We start from the raw sequence: 22,631 nt of genomic DNA on the forward strand, positions 1-22,631 counted from the left end.
GCTGGGAGCTTGTCGGCTCTCAGCCTTCCGCCATCTCCGCGAGTTCGAGCCAGCGCTCCTCGGCCGCGTCCTTGTCGGCCCGGACCTTTTCCAGCGCGGCCATCAGCGCGTCAAACTTCTTGGGATCGCGCGCGTAGAGGTCCGGATCGGCCAGCTGCGCTTCGCCGCGCGCAATGGCGGCATCGAGTTCTTCGATCTTTTTGGGCAGCAGTTCGTAATCGCGCTGATCCTTGTAGGAGAGCTTGCTCTTCTTCGCGGCCGGGGGAGGCGGCGGCGGGGCGCTTTCCGCCTTGGGCGCGGCCTTGACCGGCGCCACGCGCGCCTTGCGCTGCTTTTCCCAGTCGGCATAGCCGCCGGCCACGACATCGACCTTGCCCGATCCGTCCAGCCCTAGCGTGATGGTGACGGTGCGATCGAGAAAGTCGCGGTCGTGGCTGACGATGAGTACGGTGCCGTCGTAGTCCGCGATCACTTCCTGCAGCAGATCGAGCGTTTCGAGGTCGAGGTCGTTGGTCGGCTCGTCCAGCACGAGCAGGTTGGACTTGCGGGCGAATTCGCGCGCGAGCAGCAGACGCGAGCGTTCGCCTCCCGACAGCGTGCCGACGCGCGCCTCGACGAGGCCCGGATCGAACAGGAAATCCTTGAGATAGCCCTGGATGTGCTTGCGTTCGCCGCGCACGTCGATCCAGTCGCCGCCCTCCGCCAGCACGTCGCGCACGCGCTTTTCCGGCGACATCAGGCTGCGTTGCTGGTCGATCATCACGCCGCTGAGCGTCTTGGCCAGCGTGACCGTCCCGCTGTCGGGCTGGAGTTCGCCGGTCAGCAGCTTGAGCAGCGTGGTCTTGCCCGCGCCGTTCGCGCCGACCACGCCGATGCGGTCGCGCCGGGTGATGCGCAGGCTGAAATCCTTGATGATCGCGCGCCCGCCGGCGCCTTCACCGAACGTCTTGGTAACGTGATCGGCGACGATCACCGCCTTGCTCTTGGCATCGTCGCTGGCGACGGCGAGCTTGGCGGTGCCTTGCGGACTGAGCATCGCGGCGCGCTGGGCGCGCATTTCCCAGAGCTTTTCAAGGCGGCCCTGGTTGCGTTTGCGCCGTGCGGTGACGCCGCGCTCAAGCCAGTGCGCCTCGATCTTCAGTTTGGCGTCCAGCTTGTCCGCGGCGCGGGCTTCCTCGGCATAGACCTGTTCCATCCACGCTTCATAGCCACCGAAGCCGATGTCCTTTCGGCGCAGCGAACCGCGATCGAGCCACAGCGTGGCGCGGGTGAGCCGTTCGAGAAACGTGCGGTCGTGGCTGATGACCACGAATGCGCCGGTATAGCGCTGGAGCCAGGATTCCAGCCAGTCGATCGCGGCGAGATCGAGGTGGTTGGTCGGTTCGTCCAGCAGCAGGATGTCGGGGTCTGAGGCGAGCGCGCGGGCCAGCGCGGCACGGCGGCGTTCGCCACCGCTGGCGCTTTCGGCCTTGCGGGCCATGTCGATGCCAAGCTGGCTGGCGATGGCTTCCACCTCGTGTCGTTCCGGCGCGTCCGGCCCGTGCAGCGCGAAATCCATCAGCGTATCGAACCCGGTGAAGAACGGGTCCTGCTCCAGCGTCACCAGCCGCACGCCCGGCTGGATGGAGCGCTTGCCCTTGTCGGCATCGATCTGCCCCGCGATCAGGCGCAGCAGCGTGGTCTTGCCCGCGCCGTTGCGGCCAATCAGCGCCAGCCGGTCGCGCGGGCCGATGTGGAGGTCAAGATCGCGGAAAAGCCAGCCGGTGCCCTGGAGAAGCCCAAGGCCCTCCCAGCTCAAGATCGGTGCTGCTGCCATGCCGCGCGCTTAGCCGCCGGTGGGCAGAAGGTCTAGGGTCAGGACTACCGGCCGGCACTTTTTGCCTGAACCGCCGCCGGCATCCGCATTCACGCCTTGTTCAATGCTTCGGCTCTAGGCAAAGCAGCATCATGCGCTGGATCATCGCCTTTACCGCTGTCGGTCTCGCGGCCTTGCCTGCGACGGCCTTTTCGGCCCCGAACCGTCCTGACGCCCAGGGCGAAGTCCGCCGCGACCTGCGCGCGGGCAACGTGCGTTCGCTGCGCGAGATCGAGCGGACCGTGTTGCCGACCAAGCCGGGAATGCAATACCTGGGGCCGGAATACGATCCCGCCGCCATGGTCTATCGCCTGAAGTTCATTCGCGAAGGCCATGTCATGTTCGTCGACGTGGATGCGCGCACCGGGCAGGTGCTGGGTGAATCCCGCTGATCTTTCCATTCCTTGACCGTTCAGGTTCAAGGGATCATCTAGCATTCCTGAACACGTAACCGCGCGCTCTCCGGCATGGGAGCGGGCGAGCAGCAGGGGACAGCCTTACATGCGCATCCTGATCGTCGAGGACGAACCGACCCTCGGCAAGCAGCTCAAGGCCACGCTGGAACACAATGGCTACGCCGTCGATCTTTCCACCGATGGCGAGGACGGCCATTTTCTCGGCTCGACAGAGGACTACGACGCGGTGATCCTCGATCTGGGCCTGCCCGAGATCGACGGGCTGACCGTGCTTGGCATGTGGCGCAAGGAAGGGCGCAAATTCCCGGTGCTGGTGCTGACGGCGCGCGACAGCTGGTCCGACAAGGTGGCCGGGCTCGACGCGGGCGCCGACGACTATCTGGCCAAGCCGTTCCAGACCGAGGAACTGATCGCCCGCCTGCGCGCGCTGATCCGTCGGGCTTCGGGCAACTCCTCGTCGGAACTCATCGCGGGCGACGTGCGGCTCGATACCCGTTCGGGCCGGGTCACGCTGAACGGCGAGCCGGTGAAGCTGACGGCGCAGGAATACAAGCTGCTGTCCTACCTGCTTCACCACAAGGGCAAGGTCGTCAGCCGCACCGAATTGATCGAGCATATCTACGATCAGGATTTCGACCGGGATTCGAACACGATCGAGGTGTTCGTCACCCGTATCCGCAAGAAGCTGGGGCCGGACGTGATCACCACGATCCGGGGGCTGGGTTACAGCCTCGACGATCCGGCCCATCCGGGCCGCGGTTGACGATCGGCGCCTTGTCCGCGGCACCGCAGGGCATGACACGGCATCGCGGCGGACGGGCAGGGAACTGAGAGCGTGACCACCACCGCGCAGGAACCGAAGACAGCGCCGCACACCGGATCGCTGGCGCGGCGCATGATGCTGATCGCGTTCGCGTGGATCACGGTGCTGTTGCTGGGCGGTGGGCTCGCGCTCGACCGCACGCTGACCGGCCTGGTCACGCGCAATTTCGACGAACAGCTGGGCTACATGCTGACCGCCATGGTCGCCTCGGCCGAGATCGGGCCGGATGGCGAAGTGTTCTTCAACCGGCCGCTGGGGGACCAGCGCTTTCTGGAACCGAACAGCGGGCTCTACTGGCAGATCAGCGGGCAGGGGCATGAGGATTTCCCGTCGCGCTCGCTGTGGGACCGCACGCTCAAGCTCCAGAGCGACCATGTCGATACCGAGCCGCACATCTATGATAGCGGCCAGTTCGAGGGCGAACGGCTGCGGATGATCGAGCGATCGGTAATCCTGCCGGGCAGCAACACGCTGTGGCAATTCGCGGTCGCCGCCAGCCGCAGTGAACTTGACGCGCAGATCCGCCGCATCCGCTCGATCCTGATCTGGTCGTTCGTGGTGCTGGGGCTGGGGCTGTTCGGCATGGCGGCCTTGCAGACCTATTACGGGCTGGGGCCGTTGCGGCGCGTGCGGCGGGCGATCGCGGCCATGCGCGAAGGCGGGGCGAGCCGGGTCAACGAGCCGCTGCCGCTGGAAGTGCAGCCGCTGGTGCTGGAGCTGAACGCGCTGCTCGAACATTCGGAACGGCAGGCGGAGGAAGCCCGCACCCACGCCGGCAACCTGGCCCATGCGCTCAAGACGCCGCTGACGGTGGTGATGAACGCGGCGACGGCCAAGGCTTCGGACCTTGCCGATACGGTGATCCGCGAGGCGGCGGTGATGCGGCGCCAGGTGGATCACCACCTGGCCCGCGCGCGCGCCGTCGGCCGCCGCGCGACCGGCCTTTCGCGCGCGGTGGTGTGGGAAAGCGCCGAGGCGGTGGAGCGCGCGGTTACACGGCTCTATCCCAAAGTCCGCTTCGACATGGACGGCAGCCGCGAGGCGCAGGTCGCGATCGAACGGCAGGATCTGGACGAGATATTGGGCAACCTGATCGAGAACGCCGCCAAGTATGGCGGCGGCAGCGTGTTCATCACCGTGGACGCGAACCCGGCGGACCCGAAGTTCTGCGACATCTGGGTCGAGGACGACGGCATGGGCATTCCCGAGGAAGCGCGGGAGCGCATCTTCGATCGGGGCGCGCGGCTCGATACCGGCAAGCCCGGAACCGGGCTGGGCCTGGCCATCGTGCGCGACGTGGCCGAGCTTTACGGCGGTTCGATTTCGCTGAACGAAAGCGAGGATCTGGGTGGGTTGCTGACCACGCTGCGCCTGCCGCGCGTGGTGGTGAAGTAACGGCCGCCTACCGTTCGCGCGGATGGGCGTTGCGATAGACGTCCAGCAGCGTTGCCGCGTCCACCTTGGTGTAGATCTGCGTTGAACTGAGGCTAGCGTGGCCCAGTAGCTCCTGCAACGAACGCAAGTCTGCACCCGCGCCGAGCAGGTGCGTGGCGAAGCTGTGCCGCAAGGCGTGCGGGGTCGCGGTGGGAGGCAGGCCAAGCACCGTGCGGGCGCGCGCGACGGCCTTCTGCACCATGCCCTGCGCCAGCGGACCGCCCTTGGCGCCCCGGAACAGGGGGGCGTCCTTCGTCAGCGGCCAGGGCGCCTTGGCGGCATAGTCCTCCACCGCCGCCCGCACGATCGGCAGGATCGCGACGACGCGCTGGCGATTACCCTTGCCGGTGACGACGAGCGATTCGCCCAGCGGGAGGACGGCGGCCGGCAGGGCCAGCGCCTCGGCGATGCGCAGGCCCGCACCATAGAGCAGCAGCAGGACGGCGCGATCGCGCGCGGCGATCCATTCCTCGCTGGCGTCTTCGGCGACCATGGCGGCGAGGTTGACCGCCTCATCCGGCGTGATCGGGCGCGGCAGGCCCTTCTTCACGCGCGGGCCGCGCAGGCGGGGCGGCGCGATGCCGGTTTCGCCGGATTGTTCGCGCGCGAAGGCGATGAACGACTTGATCGCCGACAGTTCGCGCGCGGCGGAGACATTGCCGATCCCGTCTGCCCGCCGCGCGGCAAGGTGCGTGCGCAGCGTGGCGGGATCGAGCCGGGCGAGCGAGGCCCAGCCCTGCGCGGGCGGAAGCGCCGCCAGGAGGCGCGTGGCGGTGGCGAGGTAGGCGCGGACCGTATGCGGGGAGCGGCGCCGCGCCAGCGAAAGGTGCTGGCCCCAGGCTTCGAGGATGTCCTGCGGCGTCATGCCGCAACCAGGCTTTCGGGCACGAGTTCGCCCAGCAGCGCGTCGAGCAGTGGCATGCCCTTTCCGGTGACGGCCAGCCGGTCGCCGGTATCGTTCAGCAGGCCCAATCCGGCATAGAACGCGCGCTTGGCGGGCACCACGAGATCGCTTTCGGCGAAACCGAACCGCGCCGCCAGCGCCTTCACGTCCACGCCTTCGGCCAGCCGCAGGCCCATCAGCATCGCTTCGGAAGCCTGCTCCGCCATCCCCAGCGCGCGCTGTTCGGCAAGGCCATGCGCCTGCGCGTCCACCGCCTTGAGGAAGTTTTCCGGCTTGCGGTGGCGCACTGTCGCCACGCCGCCGCGCCGCCCGTGCGCGCCGGGGCCTATGCCGGCATAATCGCCATAGCGCCAGTAGGTGAGGTTGTGGCGGCTTTCCTCGCCGGGGCGGGCGTGGTTGCTGATCTCGTAGGCGGGCAGGCCCGCGCGCGCGGTGAGTTCGCGGGTCAGGCCGAAAAGCGCGCCGGCCGCGTCATCGTCGAGCGGCGTGAAGCGGCCTTCGCGCACGAGCGTGGCGAAGCGCGTGCCCGGCTCGATCGTCAACTGGTAGAGCGAGAGGTGACCGGTGCCGAAGGCCAGCGCGCGGGTCAGTTCGGCTTCCCAGCTTTCCGGGGTGTGATCGGGGCGCGCATAGATCAGGTCGAAGCTGACGCGGCGGAAATGCCGTTGCGCCACGGCAAGCGCGGCCAGCCCTTCGCTGGCGTCATGAAGCCGGCCGAGAAAGCGCAAGGCGGTATCGTCCAGCGCCTGAAGCCCCAGCGAGACGCGGTTGATGCCGGCCTGCGCCAGCGCCGCGAAGTTGGCGGCTTCCACCGAGGAAGGGTTGGCTTCCAGCGTGATCTCGATGTCTTCGGCAAAGCGCCAATGCCGGCTAGCTTGCGCAATCAGGCTTTCGACCAGCGCGGGCGGCATCAGCGATGGCGTGCCGCCGCCGAAGAAGATCGAAGTCAACTCACGGCCACCGGACAGCGCCGCTTCGTGCGCCATGTCCGCCAGCAGCGCGGCCTGCCACTGGCCTATGTCGGTGCGTTCGCGTACATGGCTGTTGAAGTCGCAATAGGGGCACTTCGCCAGGCAGAACGGCCAGTGGATATAGAGCGCAAGCGGCGTCATCGGCCCGGTTCTACTCCGGGAACTGTTCCGCGACCAGCTTGGCGAAGGCATCGGCGCGGTGGCTGATGCGATGCTTTTCCTCCGGATCGAGTTCGGCGAAAGTACGGGTGCCGCCGGCGGGCACGAACACCGGATCGTAGCCGAAGCCCAGCGTGCCGCGCGGCGGCCAGGTCAGCGTGCCGTGCGCGCGGCCTTCATAGACGGCGCTGGCGCCATCGGGCCAGGCGATGGCGAGGACGCAGGCGAAGTATCCGTCGCGCGGGGTGTCCGCCCCCTGTTCGCACAGTTTCCCCTCGACCTTGCCCATGGCCATGTACCAATCGCGACCGGGGCCGCCTTCATAGGGCGCGGCTTCGGCCCAGTCGGCGGTATAGACGCCGGGCGCGCCGCCCAGCGCGGCGACGCAGAGGCCGGAATCGTCGGCCAGCGCCGGCAGGTTCGCCGCTTCCGCCGCCGCGCGCGCCTTGATCAGCGCGTTCTCGACGAAAGTCGTGCCGGTTTCGGCCGGTTCGGGCAGGCCGAGTTCGCCGGCGGACAGGCACTCCACGCCATAGGGCGCCAGCAACGCCTGGATTTCGCGGAGCTTGCCCTTGTTGTGCGTGGCGATGACGAGCTTGCCGCGCGCCAGGTGGCGTGTCACCGCGCGACAGCCTTGGCCTGTGCATCGAAGATCTGCGCGCAACCCACGCGGGCGAGGCGGAGCAGCCGGAGCAGACCCTCCTCGTCATAGGTCGCGCCTTCGGCGGTGGCCTGCACCTCGGCGATCTTGCCGCCATCGATCAGCACGAAGTTGGCATCGGCATCGGCCGAGGAATCCTCGATGTAGTCGAGGTCCAGCACCGGCACGCCGTTCACGATTCCGCACGAGATCGCGGCTACCTTTTCGGTCAGCGGATCGTCTTGGATCGCTCCGGCGTCGATCAGCTTCTGCACCGCCAGGCGCAGCGCGATCCACGCGCCCGAGATCGAGGCGGTGCGGGTGCCGCCATCGGCCTGGATCACGTCGCAATCGAGCGTGATCTGGCGTTCGCCCAGTTTCTTGAGGTCGGTCACGGCGCGCAGGCTGCGGCCGATCAGGCGCTGGATTTCCTGCGTGCGGCCGGACTGCTTGCCCTTGGCCGCCTCACGACTGCCGCGCGTGTGGGTGGCGCGGGGCAGCATCGAATATTCCGCCGTCACCCAGCCTTCGCCCTTGCCGCGCATGAACGGCGGCACGCGCTCTTCCACCGAAGCGGTGACCAGCACCTTGGTATCGCCGAATCCGATCAGGACCGAACCTTCGGCATGCTTGGTGAAGTTGGTCTCGATCGTGATGGCGCGCATTTCGTCTGCGGCGCGGCCGGAAGGGCGCATGGCGATTATCCTGCAAATCCGCATGCCGATGACAGGCGGGTGTTGAAAGTTGCGCAGGCCCTACGCGCAATGCCCTTGAGCCTGCAAGCCTGCCGTTTACATTGGGTGCTTATGGTTTCGCTTCCGCTCACCGAACTGTCCAGCCGCGCCCGGGATATCTTCCGGCTCGTGGTGGAAGGCTATATAGCCAGCGGCCAGCCGGTCGGCTCCAAGACCTTGGCGGGCACGGGCGGGGTCAACCTGTCGCCCGCCTCGATCCGTTCGGTGCTGCAGGAATTGCAGGACGCGGGGCTGCTGGCCGCGCCCCACACCAGCGCGGGCCGGATGCCGACCGAGATTGGCCTGCGCCTGTTTGTCGATGGCATCATGCAGGTGGCGGAACCCTCAGCGGCGGAGCGCGCGCAGATCCAGCGGGGCCTTGCCGAAGGCGGCACGATCGAGGCGGCGCTCAACGCCGCGTCGCTGGCGCTGTCGGAACTGTCCGCCGGCGCGGGCGTCGTGATGGTGCCGCGGCGCGAGCCCCGGCTTATGCAGCTTTCCTTCATGGCCCTTTCGCCCGGACGGGCTCTGGCGGTGCTGGTGGGCGAGGATGGCGCGATCGAGAACCGGCTGATCGACCTGCCGGCGGATGTTCCGCCCCACGCGTTGGAGCAGGCAGGCAATTACCTGACGCACAAGCTGATGGGGCGCACGCTGGGCGAAGCCGCCGTGGAAATCCGGCGCGACATCGCGGGCGGCCGGTCCGCGCTCGATACTGCCAGCCGCGATCTGGTCGAACGGGGATTGGCGATCTGGTCGATGGACGCGGCGCAGCGCCCGGTGCTGGTGGTGCGCGGGCAGGCCAACCTGCTGGACGAGGCCGCGCTGGGCGACATCGAGCGTGTCCGCCAACTGCTGGACCAGCTCGAGAACGCCGAGGCGATCGCCGGGGTGCTCGATGCCGCGCGCGATGCCGAATCGACGCGGATTTTCATCGGCAGCGAGAACCGCCTGTTCTCGCTGTCCGGCTCGTCGGTGATCGCTTCGCCGTGGCGCGATGCGGAAGGGCGCGTCGTCGGCGTGGTGGGGGTTATCGGACCGACGCGGTTGAATTATGCGCGCGTTGTCCCCATGGTGGATTTCACGGCTCAATCGTTGAGCAAACTCATCGGACAAGACGGATTTTCAAGAAAATGACGGATAACGAGACACGCCCGCTGGACGAAGCTGCACAGGCAGAACTGAAGGGTGTGCCCGAGGAACTGATCGATTCGGCGGGCAACGGCGAGGAACTGGTCAAGCTGCGCGAAGAACTCGAGGCGGCGAAGCAGGGCATCCTTTACGCAAAGGCCGAAACGCAGAACCTGCGCCGCCGCATGGAAAAGGACATCGCGGACACGCGCGCCTACGCCGCGACCGGCTTCGCGCGCGACATCCTGTCCGTGGCCGACAACCTGGCGCGCGCGCTGGAATCGATCCCCGCAGACTTGCGCGATGACGAGAAGTTCAAGAATCTGGTCGCCGGACTGGAAGCCACGGGGCGGGAGATCGAGAAGGTCTTCGCCGGCCACGGCATCAGCCGTATCGCGGCCACGGGCCTGCCGCTCGATCCGCACCAGCATCAGGCGATGATGGAAGTGCCTTCCGCCGACGCCGAACCCGGCACCGTGCTGCAGGAACTTCAGGCCGGCTACATGATCAAGGACCGCCTGCTGCGACCCGCGATGGTGGCCGTGGCCAAAAAGCCGGACTGAGCCGGACGACGGGGCAAGCGCTGGCGCGTCAGCGCGCCAGCAGTTCCTCCACCTCGTCGGTCGCATAAAGGTCGGCGAACACCATGGCCATGATGTGCAGCGTGGCGGCGTGCTCTTCGTCGCTCAGCGCGGCGTTGGCGTCCGCGGCGATCAGCACGCGGTAGTTCAACTGCATCGCATCGCGCGCAGTGCTTTCGCAACAGCAGTTGGTCAGCGTCCCCGTGATGAGCACGGTGTCGATCCCGCGTTCCCGCAGCAAGGCGTCGAGCGCGCAAGTGCCCGGCGTGAACGCGCTGAACCGATGCTTGTCGAGGAGCTGATCGCCCGGCGCGACATCGAGTGCGGGCGAGAGCTGCCAGTAGTGCGCGCCGGGGGTGAACGCCGCCTTGTGGCCGGTGGCGGCCGCGCCCTGGCGGATCATGAAATTGGACCAGCTTGCATCGCCTTCGGGCGAACTGGTGTAGCGCAGGAACACGTTGGTGCCCCCGGCGGCCCGCACCGCGCGCGTGATCCGGTTGATGTTGGCGACTATGCTCCGCGCTTCGGGCACTTCCACGGGCGCGCCCGGCTCCATGAAGCCGTTCTGCATGTCGACCACGATGTGCGCCAGGCGGCGCGGATCGATATCGTCAAACACATTGCGCACGCCGCCGCGCCCGGCGGCAAGGCGATCGAGAATGGCGGCGTGATCGACATGGTGCGGCATGGCGTCCTCCGGTGGATTATCAGCCACTTGTCGATCACGAAGCGCATGGCGAGTCTGCCCGCTTCCTGCCGCGCTTCCGGCCCGTGAAACGCAACTGCTGCACGGTTCGTCGCAAGCGGCGGAACGCGGCCCCCGGTTCGCGCGTCGCCTGCGCAAGAAACGGAGACACATCATGCGTAAGTTCCTGATTGCCTCGCTTGTTCTGGGTTCCGCCGTCACGCTGGGCGGCTGTTCGCGCAACTATGCGGCCGAAGGTGGCCTCGTCGGCGCGGCGGCCGGCGCCGGTGTGGCGGCGGCGACGGGCGGTGATGCCGCTACCGGCGCCGCGATCGGCGGCGCGGTCGGCGCGCTCGGCGGCTCGCAGATCAAGAAGCACGGCGGCCGGTGCTACCGCGTGGATCGCAACGGTTACGAATACGAAGTGCGCTGTTGATCCGCGAAGGGCAGAATCGCCTGCAGGCGGGCGAGAGGAGGGGCGTCCCCGGCGGGATGCCCCTTTTGCGCGAGGAAGGCATGACGGACGATTTCCGCCTGCTGTTCGATGCCATAGCGGGCGAAGGGCTTGCCCGGCACGACACGGTAATCGTAGCGGCAGAACGGATGGCGCATCAGCGGCAGATACCATCGCCCCTTGCGCTGGGCCTGCCAGACATGCGCCATCTCATGAATGAACAGGCCTTGCAGTGATAGCGGGGCTTCCCCGAAATCGTCGCAATAGTGCGCTCCGGCGGGATGGAAGTGGAGGTGGCCCATCGGCGCCATTACCACGTTGCGCGGCTGGAACGGAAAGAACCGCCGCCGTTTGACGCGGACCGGTGCCACATCGATGGCTCCGCCGAACACCTCCCGCACCAGCGCGCACTCGCGTTCGGTGAGCGGCCGATCACCGCCCACCGGGCACGTTTGCGCGGCGCTGGCGATCACATCTTGTGGTCCATATGCTCCATGCCGCCCATCGCGCCGCTCGCCTCACCACCGCCGGGGCTGGCCACCTTGGCGACGACCGTTGCCTTGTCGCCATTGTCGAGCGTGATGGTCAGTTCGGTAGTGCCGCCGGCCTTCAGCGTATCGGCCACGTCGAACAGCATGACGTGGAAACCGCCGGGCTTGAACTCCACGGTCTTACCCGGCTCCAGCGCCACTTCCTTGACCGGAGACATCGAGGAGACGCCGTTCTCCATCTTGCTTTCGTGCATTTCCGCCCGGCCGGCGCCATCGACATGGACCGCCGCGACCTTGCGCGGCGCGCCGTTCCCCTGCGAAACGGTGAAGTAGGCGACACCGGGGCGGCCGGCGACCACCGGCAGTTGCACGATAGCATCGGTCAGGGCGATTCCGGGGGCATTTTCCGGGGTGGCATCGGCGCTCGACGAAGCGGCGACCGGTTCCTGCGGGGCCTTTTCGCCACATCCTGTCAGCGCGAGGGCAAGGCTGGAAAGTCCCGCCAGAACGTAGAGCCGCATCGTCGATCCTCCAGTTGAAAATTCGTCTGTTGATCTAGGCGCGGTCAGGCCTTGTGCCAAGTCAAACCGAACCTATATCGGCCGCGTCGGAGCCGCCGACCGGCGTCTGCCCTTCGCGGGGGGCGCCATGTGCGCGGTGTCTAATCTGGAAGGAAATGGGGAAACCATGGCTAAAGTTATCGGTATCGACCTCGGCACGACCAACAGCTGCGTTGCGGTGATGGACGGGGGCACGCCCAAGGTCATCGAAAATTCGGAAGGCGCGCGCACGACGCCTTCGATCGTCGCCTTCACCAAGGACGGCGAACGTCTGATCGGCCAGCCGGCGAAGCGCCAGGCCGTGACCAATCCGGACAACACCATCTTCGCGGTCAAGCGTCTGATCGGCCGTCGTTTCGACGATCCGCTGACCCAGAAGGACACGGAGCTCGTTCCCTACACGATCGTGAAGGGCAAGAACGGCGATGCCTGGGTCAAGGCCGGTGGCCAGGACTACAGCCCGTCGCAGATTTCCGCCTTCACGCTGCAGAAGATGAAGGAAACCGCCGAAGCCTATCTGGGCGAGACGGTGACGCAGGCGGTCATTACCGTTCCCGCGTACTTCAACGACGCGCAGCGCCAGGCGACCAAGGACGCCGGCCAGATCGCCGGCCTGGAAGTGCTGCGCATCATCAACGAGCCGACCGCGGCGGCGCTGGCCTATGGCCTCGACAAGCAGGACGGCAAGACGATCGCGGTCTATGACCTTGGCGGCGGCACCTTCGACATCTCGATCCTGGAGATCGGCGATGGCGTGTTCGAGGTGAAGTCCACCAACGGCGATACGTTCCTGGGCGGTGAAGATTTCGACACCGCGCTGGTCGAATACCTGGCGGACAAGTTCAAGGCCAAGGAGAACATGGATCTCCGTGGCGACAAGCTTGCGCTCCAGCGTCTGAAGGAAGCGGCCGAAAAGGCGAAGATCGAACTGTCGTCGGCCCAGACGACCGAGATCAACCTGCCGTTCATCACCGCGCGCATGGAAGGCGGCAGCACCACTCCGCTGCACCTCGTCGAAACCATCACCCGCGCCGACCTGGAAAAGCTGGTCGCCGGCCTGATCCAGCGCACGCTCGATCCTTGCAAGAAGGCGCTGGCTGATGCCGGTCTTTCGGCCAAGGACATCGACGACGTGGTGCTGGTGGGCGGCATGACCCGCATGCCCAAGGTTCGCGAAGTGGTGAAGGACTTCTTCGGCAAGGACCCGCACACCGGCGTGAACCCGGACGAAGTCGTCGCCATGGGCGCGGCGATCCAGGCTGGCGTGCTGCAGGGCGACGTCAAGGACGTGCTGCTGCTCGACGTGACTCCGCTTTCGCTGGGCATCGAGACGCTGGGCGGCATCATGACCAAGATGATCGACCGCAACACCACGATCCCGACCAAGAAGAGCCAGGTCTATTCGACTGCCGAGGACAACCAGCAGGCGGTGACGATCCGGGTCTTCCAGGGCGAGCGCGAAATGGCGCAGGACAACAAGCTCCTGGGGCAGTTCGACCTCGTGGGCATTCCGGCAGCGCGTCGCGGCGTGCCCCAGATCGAGGTGACGTTCGACATCGACGCCAACGGCATCGTCAACGTCAGCGCCAAGGACAAGGGCACCGGCAAGGAGCAGCAGATCCGCATCCAGGCTTCGGGTGGCCTCAGCGATTCCGACATCGACCAGATGGTCAAGGATGCCGAGAAGTTCGCCGAGGAAGACAAGAAGCGGCGTGAGGCGGCCGAGGCGCGCAACAATGCCGACAGCCTTGTCCACGCCACCGAGCGTCAGCTTGAGGAGCACGGTGACAAGATCGACGCTTCACTGAAGGCCGAGATCGAAGCCGCCATTGCGGAAACCCGGACGGCGATCGAAGGCGGCAACCCCGACGACATGAACGCCAAGACCCAGGCGCTGACCGAAAAGGCGATGAAGCTGGGCCAGGCGATCTACGAGAAGGAACAGGCGGCCGCCGCTTCGCCGGGCGCCGATGCGCCGAAGGCCGATGACGATGTGGTCGACGCCGAGTTCTCGGAAGTCGACGACAACAAGGCTTGATGTTGCGATGAAACGAACCCGCCATTCGCGCACAGGCGTGGATGGCGGGTGACGTTGGGGCTGTTTTATGGCAACCGAAGCCGACTATTACGAACTGCTCGAAATCGAGCGCACGGCGGATGACAAGACGATCAAGTCTTCGTTCCGCAGACTGGCGATGCGCTTCCACCCGGACAAGAATCCGGGGTGCGCCGATTCCGAAGCCAAATTCAAGCAGATCAACGAGGCCTACGCCTGCCTGTCCGATCCGCAGAAGCGCGCGGCCTATGACCAGTATGGCCACGCCGCGTTCCAGCAGGGCGGTGCCGGTGGCGGCGGCTTTGGTGGCGGCGCCGATTTCGGTGATCTGGGCGACATTTTCGAAACGATCTTCGGCAGCGGCGCATTTGGCGGCGGTCGCCAGCAGGCGCGGCGCGGGGCGGACCTGCGCTATGACATGGAAGTGACGCTGGAAGAGGCGTTCCATGGCAAGACCGCCGAAATCTCGGTCGAGGTTTCGCAGAAGTGCGATCCCTGCGACGGGTCCGGCGCGGAGCCGGGCACCGGTGCGCGGCGCTGCAACCTGTGCGGCGGACACGGCAAGGTGCGCGCGCAGCAGGGCTTCTTCATGGTCGAGCGGACCTGCCCGACCTGCCATGGCCGGGGCGAGGTGATCGAGAAGCCCTGCCGGTTCTGCCGGGGCGAGGGTCGCGTCGATCTGGAACAGACGCTGGAAGTGACGATTCCCGCCGGCGTCGACAACGGCACGCGCATCCGCCTTGCCGGCAAGGGCGAGGCCGGGCCGTTCGGTGCCCCCCCGGGCGATCTTTACATCTTCCTGCACGTCAAGCGCCACCGCGTGTTCGAACGCGAAGGCACTACGCTGCTGACGCGCGCGCCGATCAGCTTCACGACGGCGGCGCTGGGCGGCGAGATCGAGATTCCAGGCCTGGATGGCAAACGCCATGCCGTGGAGATTCCGGCGGGCATCCAGTCAGGCAAGCAACTGCGCAAGCGTGGTGCGGGCATGCCCGTGCTGCAGGGGCGCGGTATGGGCGATCTGGTGGTCGAGGTCATGGTGGAAACCCCAACCCGGCTTTCCGCGCGGCAGAAGGAATTGCTGCGGGAGTTCCAGGCGACCGAGACCGGCGAGGAATGCCCGCAATCGAAGGGGTTCTTCGAACGGCTCAAGGAAGCGTGGAGCGACCTGACGGAATAGGGAAACTTCCGCGGGGCAGGGCTGGCGCGCCTATCGCGTTTCGCCCGGCTCCGTTTCTTCGAAGGCCGCTTCCACTTCCGCTATGACGCGGTCGACCATCCCGTTTTCCACGCAGAGACGGTCCCGCTCTTCGTGCAGGATGGCGAGAAACGCTTGCCGTTTCGCCCGGCGAACGGTGCTGACGTTAAGCGGAAGCTCCGCCGTGGAGACGATCAGGTCGATCATCCGTTCCGCGCCGTGCAGGCGGCCCCAGAGATAGTCGTTCTCGCGATAGGCGCGGCTGAAGAAGGCGCCGAAATTGAAGAACTCCACGCCGCGCAGGCAATCGAGCGTGCCCCCGGCGCGGATCGACGTGGCATCGTCGGGCGAGATGCGATCGACCTTGATCGGATCGAATTCGCCCATGCCCTCTCCCTGCAACAGCGGCAGCGTGGCGACATCGTAGAACGGGAAGCCGAGATAGGCGTGGAGGAAGCGCCGTCGCAACGGCTTGTCCATCGCTTCCAGCGCCGCCACGATCATGGCATCGACCTTGAGGTCGATCCCGGTCAGGTCGCGCCGCGCTGCGATGGAGGCAAGGACCGCCCCCGGATCGCTGGCGACCACGGCGGCGGAGGCGGCGAAGCCCGGGCCAAGGCCGGCGGCGGTCTCGCGGCCCTGATAGAGCGCCTGCGCGCGATAGACGGTATCGCGCGCTGCCTCGCGCGCTTCGGGCGTGATCCCTTCGGCCTCGTCCCAGTCGTAAGTCAGCCGACGGGCGAGAAGCTTGAGCCGGCGAATGCGGAAACCGATATCGTGCGCGCGGAAAAAGCCGATGGCGGCCTCTGTCGCACCGCCCTTGCGTTCGGCCAGCTTGTCGAGACCCGAGGACTGGACAAGGTGCGCCCACAGCACGCTCTCGATTTCCGCGCGCGGCGCGGCATCGGGCGCGGCTTCCACGATCAGGTCCACCAGATCGCTGACGATCCCGGCGAACTTCACCTGGGCATAGCCATGGAAGGCATAGCCAGCCTGTTCGGCGGCCGCCTGTTGCGCCTTGTTCCGCCAGTTGGTCAGGCGCTTGCGGTTGGGCTGGTCGAAAAACAGGGTATAGCCGAACAGGCGTTCGACCGTTTCCTCGATCTCCGGCTGCAGCGCATCGACGATCGAGCGGAGCCGGGCGCGCTCGCGCGATTGCTGTTCCAGCGTTTCCAGATTGTCGCGGATCGGCTGTTCGCGCGGGATCGACGATAGCGAGCCGAAGATCGCGGAGAAGAAGCCGACCGTGCGTCCGCTGCGCTCCTCATAGCGGACGTGATCGGGGCTGGGATCGATATAGACGAAGCGACGGTCCACCTCGCGCTCTGCCGGGCGGTTGCGCAGCACGCCCATCGCCTGTGCGAACGGCCGATTGACCAGCACCGCGCCATCGACCAGCGCGACTTCGCCCACTTCCCCGCGCTTCCAGCGGCTGGGCATGATGCGCTGGAGGAAGCGGTCGCGCCCCGGCCAGCCCATGCGGCGCTCCTGCACAAGGCGGTCGATCTCGGCCACCATCAGCGGGGGAAACGCGCCGGGGAAGCTGGCGGTCGATCGTGCGGCAAAGACAAGTTCCGCCCGCGTGGCAAGATCGCTGCCAGGTCCGATACCGGCGACCCGGCTGAAGGCGATGGCCAGCCGGTGTTCGCTTTCTTCCACCAGCGGCGGGCTGTTGAGCCGCAGTTCCTCAAGGTGGCCATTGAAATCGGTTGCGGTGACCAGAAGATCGAGCGGATGGCCGGCGGGAAGCAGCGGAGCCGTGCCGGCCTGTTCCGCCGTGCTCTCCTCCATCGCTTCCAGGGCTTCGGCCAGCAGGCGCGAAAAGCCGATGCCACTGAACGGCGGTGCGAACCAGCGCGCGCGGATCAGGCTGGAAACCTTACGCCGCACTTCGGCGCGGATGCGCGGGGCGACCATGCGCATCACGGCATTGCCGGGACGGGCCAGCACGAACCACACGATCGGTTGCGCCCAGAATTTGGCGAAGCGGCTCCACGGCTTGGCGTCGGGATCGAGCAGCACGTCGACATCGGCTTTTTCCAGCCACAGCGTCGTCAGCGGTTCGAGGCTCTGCCCGCTGATCAGCGCCTGGGCCAGCAGCACGCCGTTGATGCCACCCGCGCTGGTTCCCGAGATGATATCCGGCAGGATGCGCAGCCGCAGGCCGCATTCGCGCTGAATCGTTTCGAGAAGGTCGAGGTAGACTTTCTCCACGCCGGCCGACGGGGCGACCCTGGCGGGATCGTCCGTATGCAGCGCTCTGCTGGCGCGCGTGGCGTACCACAATTCCTTGGTCACGCCATGCATGTAGACCGCAAGGCTGATCCCGCCGAAGCAGACCAGGGCTATGCGCAATTCCTTTTGCCGCATGGTGCGCAGCATGGCAGCGAAGCGCGTTCGCCGCCAGTGCCATGTTGCGCTGTTCGCAAACAATCGACGCACCATGATCGAGCGATTGCGGGCTGTAAACAATACCGACAGATTTCAGTACCTAGCGCGATAACATTTCCATTTTGCAGCGTTTTCCGGCGACCGCGGTGAAACGGAAATTGTCAGATTCACCGACGCTTTACCCTTCCTGGCTACAAGGACGGATGATGGCCGTAATGGTCGAAAGCCAGGTGAAGCAGGGCTGATGATCCGCCTGTTCAAACATTACATTCCGAACGCGGTCTTCCTTCTGGGCCTGTTCGATTTCTTCCTGCTGATCGCGTCGGGCGAACTGGGCTGGATCGTTCGCGCGCGACAGATCGGGCTCGATTTCGGGCCGATCAACGAACGCTGGGCGCCGCTGGCGACGTTCGCCGTGCTGGTGCAGGTGGCGATGATCTCGGTCGGGGTCTACGGGTCGGAGGCGCTGCGGTCCCTGCGCTATGCCGCCGCGCGCCTGCTGGTGGCTGTGAGCCTCGGCATCATTGCGATGTCGGTGGTCTATTTCCTCCTGCCCGGCCACACGCTGTGGCGGTCGAACCTGTTTTACGCGATGTTCCTGGCCATCGGCCTGCTGTTCGGGGTGCGCGTGCTGCTGGGCGGCCTGCTCGGCACCGCCGCGTTCCGTCGGCGCATCCTGGTATTGGGCTCCGGCCATCGCGCCGATCGCCTGCGCAAGCTGGGAGAGCGCCCCGAGGCCGGGTTCGTGATCGTCGGCTATGTCGGCATGAGCGACGGCGTGCCGGTGGTGGAGGAGGCGATCAACCGCGCCGCCATCCATAACCTGACGCGCTTCGTGGACAACCTGGGCGTCAGCGAAGTGGTGCTGGCGCTGGAAGAGAGGCGTAACGCGCTGCCGCTCAAGGACCTGCTGCGGATCAAGACCACCGGCGTCCACGTCAACGATTTCTCGACGTTCGTCGAGCGCGAAACCGGGCGGATCGATCTCGACTCGGTAAACCCGAGCTGGCTGATCTTTTCCGATGGCTTCTCGTCGGGCCGTATGTTGTCGAGCGCGGCCAAGCGCCTGTTCGACATCGCCGCCAGCCTGCTGCTGCTGGTGATGACGCTGCCGGTGATCGCGCTGTTCGCGGTGCTGGTGAAGCTGGACAGCCGTGGCCCGGCTTTCTTCCGGCAAACCCGCGTGGGGCTCTACGGGCAGAATTTCGATGTGATCAAGCTGCGTTCGATGCGCACTGATGCCGAAGTGGATGGCGCGAAATGGGCGCAGAAGGATGACCCGCGGGTAACGCGGATCGGCCGCTTCATCCGCAAGGTGCGGATCGATGAATTGCCGCAGACGTGGACGGTCCTCAAAGGCGAGATGAGCTTCGTCGGCCCGCGCCCGGAACGGCCGGAATTCGTGTCCGATCTTGAGGACAAGCTCCGCTACTACGCCGAACGGCACATGGTAAAGCCGGGCATCACGGGCTGGGCGCAGATCAACTACCCCTATGGCGCTTCGATCGAGGACGCGCGCAACAAGCTTGAATACGATCTCTATTACGCCAAGAACTACACCCCGTTCCTCGACCTGCTGATCCTGTTGCAGACCATCCGCGTCGTGCTGTGGAACGAGGGCGCGCGTTGAACGCGATCGACGAACTCGCGGGGCATACCTCCAGTGGCTTTGCCCACTGGGGCTACGTGCTTGCGGCGTTCTGCGCTTTGCTGCTCGCGGTCTGGCTGGGCGATGGCGCGCGGCGGCGCGAACCCGGCGGCAAGGTGCGCATCGCCGCGCTGGTCGCAATGGCGCTGTGGGCCTTGCTGTGTGCGGCGATGGGGGCTGGATCGCTCCCGGCGCAGCTGGCGGAAACCCTGCGGGATCTGGGCTGGCTGGGCCTTGTCTACGCCCTGTTCGCCAGCGACGGGCGCAATGGCCACATGGGACCGGTGCGCCCGCTGATGATCGTGCTCGCCTTCGTGGAGGCCTTGCAGGCGATCGCGATTATGCTGCAACTGTGGTTCGGCGCGATCGAGGGGGTGGAGGAGATGATCTTCCACATCTCGGTCATGCTGCGGCTGCTGGTGACCACCGGCGTGCTCGTGCTGGTCCATAACCTCTATGTCGGCGCGGTGGCGCAACAGCGCATCGCGGTGCGCTGGGCCTGCGCGGCAATGGCGCTGGTCTGGGGCTACGACCTCAACTTCTACACTATCGCCTACCTGGCGAACTGGGTGCCGGACAATCTCGTGGCGATCCGGGCGCTGACCCAGATCATCGCTACCGTCCTGCTCGCGTTCGGAGCGGCGCGTGCGCAATCCTCGCTGCGCTTTTCGCCTTCGCGCACGATCGCCTTCCAGTCGCTCTCGCTGCTGGTGATCGGCGGCTACATGATCGTGATGGTGGGCGCCGCGCAATCTTTGGCGTGGCTGGGGGGCAACGCCTCGCAACTGGCACAGCTTGGGTTTGCCGTGGCCATCACGGTGCTGGTGCTGGCCGTGATGCCATCAAAGCGCCTGCGGGGCTGGGCCAAGGTCGTACTCGCCAAGCACCTGTTCCAGCACCGCTACGATTATCGCGCCGAATGGCTGCGCTTCACGCGCACGATCGGACACGGCGGAGCGCAGGCGCTGCCGCTGCATGCGCGCGTGGTGCAGGCGCTGGCCGATATCACCGACAGTGCCCAGGGCCTGCTGCTGGTGCCTTCCGAAACCGGTGACCTTGAACTCGCCGGGCGCTGGCAATGGCCTGCCGCCGAAGTTCCGGGCATGGCGATGGAGGCGGCCAGCGTCGCCTTCTTTGAACAGCACGGCTTCATCGTCGACCTCGACGAGGTGCGGGCCGGCACGGATCATCAGGGCGAACGGGCACGGGTGCCGGGGTGGCTGGTGGAGGACCGCGAAGCCTGGGCACTGGTGCCGCTGCTGCATTTCGAACGGCTGGTGGGCATGGTCGTGCTCGGCAGGCCGCCGGTGACACGCCAGCTCGATTGGGAGGATTTCGACCTGCTGCGCGTCGTCGGGCAGCAGTTGGCGAGCTATCTGGCGGAGAACAACGGCCAGGTCGCGCTGCTGGAGGCGAACCGGTTTGACGAGTTCAATCGCCGCATCGCCTTCGTGATGCACGATATCAAGAACCTTGCGAGCCAGCTCAGCCTGCTGTCGCGCAATGCGGAACGCCATGCCGAAAACCCGGCCTTTCGCGCCGATATGCTGGTGACGCTGCGCAATTCCACGGACAAGCTCAACGCCCTGCTGGCGCGCCTTTCGCGCTATGGCAAGGCCGCGCCGGAAAAGCTCGCGGGGACTGACGTCGCGGACGTGTGCAAGGGTGTCGTCACCCGCTATGCCGGGGCGCAAGGGCCGCGGGCGCATGCTGTTGGGGAAACCTCGTTCGGCGTTCTCGCCCATCGCGAAACGCTGGAGCAGGTGCTCCTGCACCTTGTGCAGAATGCGATCGATGCCAGCCCGCAAGGGATGCCGGTGCTGTTGCGCTGGCGCATCGAGGGCACGGAGGGGTGCATCGACGTGGTGGATACCGGCGCCGGCATGAGCGCCGACTTTGTCCGCAACGGCCTGTTCAAGCCGTTCGTTTCCACCAAGTCAGGCGGTTTCGGCATCGGCGCCTTCGAAGCGCGCGAAATGGTGCGCGCCATGCGCGGGCGGCTTGATGTGGAAAGCCGGGAAGGGCTGGGCAGCCGCTTCACGATCCGCCTGCCTTTGGCTCCCGCCGCCGAACAACACGTCAGTCCCGGAACCGGGGAAGGTTCCGATGAAAAGAAAGTGGCATGATGACCGAGGTGCGCCCCAAGCTGCTGATCGTCGAGGACGATCCCGGTCTTCAGGCCCAGCTCAAATGGGCCTACGAGGATTTCGACGTGTTTATCGCCGGCGATCGCGCCAGCGCCCTGGCGCTGCTGCGGGCAGAAGAGCCGGCGGTGGCGACGCTCGATCTGGGGCTGCCGCCCGATCCTGACGGAACCAGCGAAGGCTTTGCCGTGCTGGACGAGATCATGGCGCTCAAGCCCGATACCAAAGTGATCGTCGCCAGCGGCCACGGCGCGCGCGAAAGCGCGCTGACCGCGATCGCCAAGGGCGCTTACGATTTCTACCAGAAGCCGGTCGATATCGATGCGCTGGGCCTGATCGTGCGCCGCGCGCTGCACCTCCACCGGATCGAGGCGGAAAACCGCTCGCTGGCGGATCGCGCCGGGCCGGACAACAAGGTGCTGGGTCGGATGATCACGGCGGCGCCGGAAATGGTCAAGGTTGCCCGCACGATCGAACGGGTCGCCGGCACCAACGTTTCGGTCATGCTGCTGGGGGCGAGCGGCACCGGGAAGGAACTGCTGGCGCGCGGCCTGCACGAAGCGTCGAACCGCCGGCGCGGCGCGTTCGTCGCCATCAACTGCGCGGCCATCCCCGAAAACCTGCTCGAAAGCGAACTGTTCGGCTACGAGAAGGGGGCCTTCACCGGGGCGATCAAGACCACCGAGGGCAAGATCGAGATGGCGAGCGGGGGCACGCTGTTTCTCGACGAAGTAGGCGACATCCCCTTTCCGCTGCAGGTGAAGCTGCTGCGCTTTTTGCAGGAACGCACGATCGAGCGCATCGGTGGCCGTCGCTCGATCGAAGTCGATACGCGCATCGTCTGCGCCACGCACCAGAACCTCGAAGCGATGATTGCCGACGGGCGGTTTCGCGAAGACCTTTACTATCGCCTGGCCGAAATCGTCGTGCGCATTCCGGGCCTTGCCGAAAGGCCGGGGGATGCCACACTGTTGGCCAATGCCTTCCTTGCACGTTTCGCCGCCGAGATGAATCCGGCGGTCAAGGGCTTCGCAGCCGACGCGCTGACCGCCATCGACGCGTGGAACTGGCCCGGCAACGTCCGCGAACTGGAAAACCGGATCAAGCGTGCGGTCATCATGGCCGATGGCAAGCTGGTGACGGCGCTGGACCTCGATCTGCCCGCGCCCGACGAGAACAGCGACAATCCGCTGAACCTCAAGACCGCGCGCGAGGCGACCGACCGCCGCGTGATCCGCCACGCGCTGGCGCGCAGCGAGGGCAATATATCGGGCACCGCGCGCCTGCTCGGGATCAGCCGACCGACGCTTTATGATCTCCTCAAGCAATACGACCTCCAGCACTAGGCGTTGGCCC

Annotated in this window: 20 protein-coding genes; 11 read left to right on the plus strand and 9 right to left on the minus strand. The window is 66.3% G+C overall.

The window, feature by feature from the left end:
* Nucleotides 1-19: 19 nt before the first annotated feature.
* A complete protein-coding gene (locus tag NMD1_RS15380) occupies nucleotides 20-1,816 on the minus strand; it encodes an ABC-F family ATP-binding cassette domain-containing protein (protein WP_125955389.1) in 1,797 nt (598 codons plus the stop codon).
* Nucleotides 1,817-1,947: 131 nt separating this feature from the next.
* Between NMD1_RS15380 and NMD1_RS15385 the strand changes: the two genes are divergently transcribed.
* From NMD1_RS15385 to NMD1_RS15395, 3 genes are all read left to right on the plus strand, one after another.
* Nucleotides 1,948-2,247 (plus strand): PepSY domain-containing protein, encoded by a 300-nt coding sequence (locus NMD1_RS15385; RefSeq protein WP_124807509.1) that lies wholly within the window; start codon nucleotides 1,948-1,950, stop codon nucleotides 2,245-2,247.
* A 109-nt stretch (nucleotides 2,248-2,356) separates the two neighbouring features.
* On the plus strand, nucleotides 2,357-3,034 hold the full coding sequence (locus NMD1_RS15390) for a response regulator transcription factor (RefSeq protein WP_124807508.1): 678 nt from the start codon (nucleotides 2,357-2,359) through the stop codon (nucleotides 3,032-3,034).
* A 132-nt stretch (nucleotides 3,035-3,166) separates the two neighbouring features.
* Nucleotides 3,167-4,489, plus strand: a complete 1,323-nt coding sequence (locus NMD1_RS15395) for a sensor histidine kinase KdpD (RefSeq protein WP_124807670.1) — start codon at nucleotides 3,167-3,169, stop codon at nucleotides 4,487-4,489.
* Between the two features lie 7 nt (nucleotides 4,490-4,496).
* Here the strand turns inward: NMD1_RS15395 and NMD1_RS15400 are convergent, their stop codons facing one another.
* The 4 genes from NMD1_RS15400 to rph are packed head-to-tail and all read right to left on the minus strand — an operon-like array spanning nucleotide 4,497 to nucleotide 7,897.
* Nucleotides 4,497-5,393 carry a tyrosine recombinase XerC gene (locus NMD1_RS15400; protein ID WP_124807507.1) on the minus strand — a complete coding sequence of 299 codons (897 nt, stop codon included), beginning with the start codon at nucleotides 5,391-5,393 and terminating at the stop codon, nucleotides 4,497-4,499.
* Entirely contained in the window at nucleotides 5,390-6,544 is a 1,155-nt protein-coding gene (gene hemW, locus NMD1_RS15405; RefSeq protein ID WP_125955390.1) for a radical SAM family heme chaperone HemW, read from the minus strand. Before hemW ends, NMD1_RS15400 begins: the two co-directional genes overlap by 4 nt.
* Nucleotides 6,545-6,554: 10 nt before the next feature.
* Nucleotides 6,555-7,184 carry an RdgB/HAM1 family non-canonical purine NTP pyrophosphatase gene (rdgB, locus tag NMD1_RS15410; protein WP_125955391.1) on the minus strand — a complete coding sequence of 210 codons (630 nt, stop codon included), beginning with the start codon at nucleotides 7,182-7,184 and terminating at the stop codon, nucleotides 6,555-6,557.
* Entirely contained in the window at nucleotides 7,181-7,897 is a 717-nt protein-coding gene (gene rph / locus NMD1_RS15415) for a ribonuclease PH (RefSeq protein WP_125955392.1), read from the minus strand. The genes rdgB and rph overlap by 4 nt, the downstream gene beginning before the upstream one ends.
* Nucleotides 7,898-8,008: 111 nt before the next feature.
* On the opposite strand from rph, the gene hrcA reads away from it, so the two are divergent.
* On the plus strand, nucleotides 8,009-9,073 hold the full coding sequence (gene hrcA / locus NMD1_RS15420) for a heat-inducible transcriptional repressor HrcA (RefSeq protein WP_124807502.1): 1,065 nt from the start codon (nucleotides 8,009-8,011) through the stop codon (nucleotides 9,071-9,073).
* Complete coding sequence (locus NMD1_RS15425; RefSeq protein WP_125955393.1) at nucleotides 9,070-9,630, plus strand: nucleotide exchange factor GrpE; 561 nt, start codon at nucleotides 9,070-9,072, stop codon at nucleotides 9,628-9,630. The genes hrcA and NMD1_RS15425 overlap by 4 nt, the downstream gene beginning before the upstream one ends.
* Nucleotides 9,631-9,658: 28 nt before the next feature.
* Here the strand turns inward: NMD1_RS15425 and NMD1_RS15430 are convergent, their stop codons facing one another.
* A complete protein-coding gene (locus tag NMD1_RS15430; protein WP_223806408.1) occupies nucleotides 9,659-10,363 on the minus strand; it encodes a cysteine hydrolase family protein in 705 nt (234 codons plus the stop codon).
* 145 nt (nucleotides 10,364-10,508) lie between these two features.
* On the opposite strand from NMD1_RS15430, the gene NMD1_RS15435 reads away from it, so the two are divergent.
* Nucleotides 10,509-10,769, plus strand: coding sequence for a glycine zipper domain-containing protein (locus NMD1_RS15435; protein ID WP_124807500.1), 261 nt, complete (start codon nucleotides 10,509-10,511; stop codon nucleotides 10,767-10,769).
* Here the strand turns inward: NMD1_RS15435 and NMD1_RS15440 are convergent.
* Both NMD1_RS15440 and NMD1_RS15445 read right to left on the minus strand, forming a co-directional pair.
* The gene (locus tag NMD1_RS15440) at nucleotides 10,745-11,260 is read right to left on the minus strand and encodes a vgr related protein (protein ID WP_233497695.1); all 516 of its coding nucleotides are present in this window, start codon (nucleotides 11,258-11,260) and stop codon (nucleotides 10,745-10,747) included. The two genes, NMD1_RS15435 and NMD1_RS15440, sit on opposite strands and share 25 nt — an antisense overlap.
* The gene (locus NMD1_RS15445) at nucleotides 11,257-11,799 is read right to left on the minus strand and encodes a copper chaperone PCu(A)C (protein WP_125955394.1); all 543 of its coding nucleotides are present in this window, start codon (nucleotides 11,797-11,799) and stop codon (nucleotides 11,257-11,259) included. The genes NMD1_RS15440 and NMD1_RS15445 overlap by 4 nt, the downstream gene beginning before the upstream one ends.
* 166 nt (nucleotides 11,800-11,965) lie before the next feature.
* On the opposite strand from NMD1_RS15445, the gene dnaK reads away from it, so the two are divergent.
* Together dnaK and dnaJ are read left to right on the plus strand one after the other, a co-directional pair.
* Nucleotides 11,966-13,876 (plus strand): molecular chaperone DnaK, encoded by a 1,911-nt coding sequence (gene dnaK, locus NMD1_RS15450; protein ID WP_124807498.1) that lies wholly within the window; start codon nucleotides 11,966-11,968, stop codon nucleotides 13,874-13,876.
* 67 nt (nucleotides 13,877-13,943) lie between these two features.
* Nucleotides 13,944-15,074 (plus strand): molecular chaperone DnaJ, encoded by a 1,131-nt coding sequence (dnaJ, locus tag NMD1_RS15455; protein WP_125955395.1) that lies wholly within the window; start codon nucleotides 13,944-13,946, stop codon nucleotides 15,072-15,074.
* A 30-nt stretch (nucleotides 15,075-15,104) separates the two neighbouring features.
* Here the strand turns inward: dnaJ and NMD1_RS15460 are convergent, their stop codons facing one another.
* A complete protein-coding gene (locus NMD1_RS15460; protein ID WP_125955479.1) occupies nucleotides 15,105-17,462 on the minus strand; it encodes a patatin-like protein in 2,358 nt (785 codons plus the stop codon).
* Between the two features lie 265 nt (nucleotides 17,463-17,727).
* Here NMD1_RS15460 and NMD1_RS15465 point away from each other — a divergent pair, with 265 nt between their 5' ends.
* From NMD1_RS15465 to prsR, 3 genes are read left to right on the plus strand one after another with little or no spacing between them, the layout of a single operon-like run.
* The gene (locus NMD1_RS15465) at nucleotides 17,728-19,113 is read left to right on the plus strand and encodes a TIGR03013 family XrtA/PEP-CTERM system glycosyltransferase (protein ID WP_124807496.1); all 1,386 of its coding nucleotides are present in this window, start codon (nucleotides 17,728-17,730) and stop codon (nucleotides 19,111-19,113) included.
* On the plus strand, nucleotides 19,110-21,257 hold the full coding sequence (gene prsK, locus NMD1_RS15470) for an XrtA/PEP-CTERM system histidine kinase PrsK (protein WP_233497697.1): 2,148 nt from the start codon (nucleotides 19,110-19,112) through the stop codon (nucleotides 21,255-21,257). Before NMD1_RS15465 ends, prsK begins: the two co-directional genes overlap by 4 nt.
* A complete protein-coding gene (prsR, locus tag NMD1_RS15475; protein ID WP_124807666.1) occupies nucleotides 21,257-22,621 on the plus strand; it encodes a PEP-CTERM-box response regulator transcription factor in 1,365 nt (454 codons plus the stop codon). The genes prsK and prsR overlap by 1 nt, the downstream gene beginning before the upstream one ends.
* Nucleotides 22,622-22,631 lie beyond the last annotated feature (10 nt).

Origin of the sequence: Novosphingobium sp. MD-1, from assembly GCF_001014975.1 — a bacterium.
In the GTDB taxonomy this organism is placed as follows: Bacteria; Pseudomonadota; Alphaproteobacteria; order Sphingomonadales; family Sphingomonadaceae; genus Novosphingobium.

Coding starts and splice junctions, on each gene's coding strand:
- NMD1_RS15380 (WP_125955389.1), bottom strand. CDS start 1,816: ATGGCAGCAGCACCGATCTTGAGCTGGGAGGGCCTTGGGCTTCTCCAG.
- NMD1_RS15385 (WP_124807509.1), top strand. CDS start 1,948: ATGCGCTGGATCATCGCCTTTACCGCTGTCGGTCTCGCGGCCTTGCCT.
- NMD1_RS15390 (WP_124807508.1), top strand. CDS start 2,357: ATGCGCATCCTGATCGTCGAGGACGAACCGACCCTCGGCAAGCAGCTC.
- NMD1_RS15395 (WP_124807670.1), top strand. CDS start 3,167: ATGATGCTGATCGCGTTCGCGTGGATCACGGTGCTGTTGCTGGGCGGT.
- NMD1_RS15400 (WP_124807507.1), bottom strand. CDS start 5,393: ATGACGCCGCAGGACATCCTCGAAGCCTGGGGCCAGCACCTTTCGCTG.
- hemW (WP_125955390.1), bottom strand. CDS start 6,544: ATGACGCCGCTTGCGCTCTATATCCACTGGCCGTTCTGCCTGGCGAAG.
- rph (WP_125955392.1), bottom strand. CDS start 7,897: ATGCGCCCTTCCGGCCGCGCCGCAGACGAAATGCGCGCCATCACGATC.
- hrcA (WP_124807502.1), top strand. CDS start 8,009: ATGGTTTCGCTTCCGCTCACCGAACTGTCCAGCCGCGCCCGGGATATC.
- NMD1_RS15425 (WP_125955393.1), top strand. CDS start 9,070: ATGACGGATAACGAGACACGCCCGCTGGACGAAGCTGCACAGGCAGAA.
- NMD1_RS15435 (WP_124807500.1), top strand. CDS start 10,509: ATGCGTAAGTTCCTGATTGCCTCGCTTGTTCTGGGTTCCGCCGTCACG.
- NMD1_RS15445 (WP_125955394.1), bottom strand. CDS start 11,799: ATGCGGCTCTACGTTCTGGCGGGACTTTCCAGCCTTGCCCTCGCGCTG.
- dnaK (WP_124807498.1), top strand. CDS start 11,966: ATGGCTAAAGTTATCGGTATCGACCTCGGCACGACCAACAGCTGCGTT.
- dnaJ (WP_125955395.1), top strand. CDS start 13,944: ATGGCAACCGAAGCCGACTATTACGAACTGCTCGAAATCGAGCGCACG.
- NMD1_RS15460 (WP_125955479.1), bottom strand. CDS start 17,462: ATGCGGCAAAAGGAATTGCGCATAGCCCTGGTCTGCTTCGGCGGGATC.
- NMD1_RS15465 (WP_124807496.1), top strand. CDS start 17,728: ATGATCCGCCTGTTCAAACATTACATTCCGAACGCGGTCTTCCTTCTG.
- prsR (WP_124807666.1), top strand. CDS start 21,257: ATGACCGAGGTGCGCCCCAAGCTGCTGATCGTCGAGGACGATCCCGGT.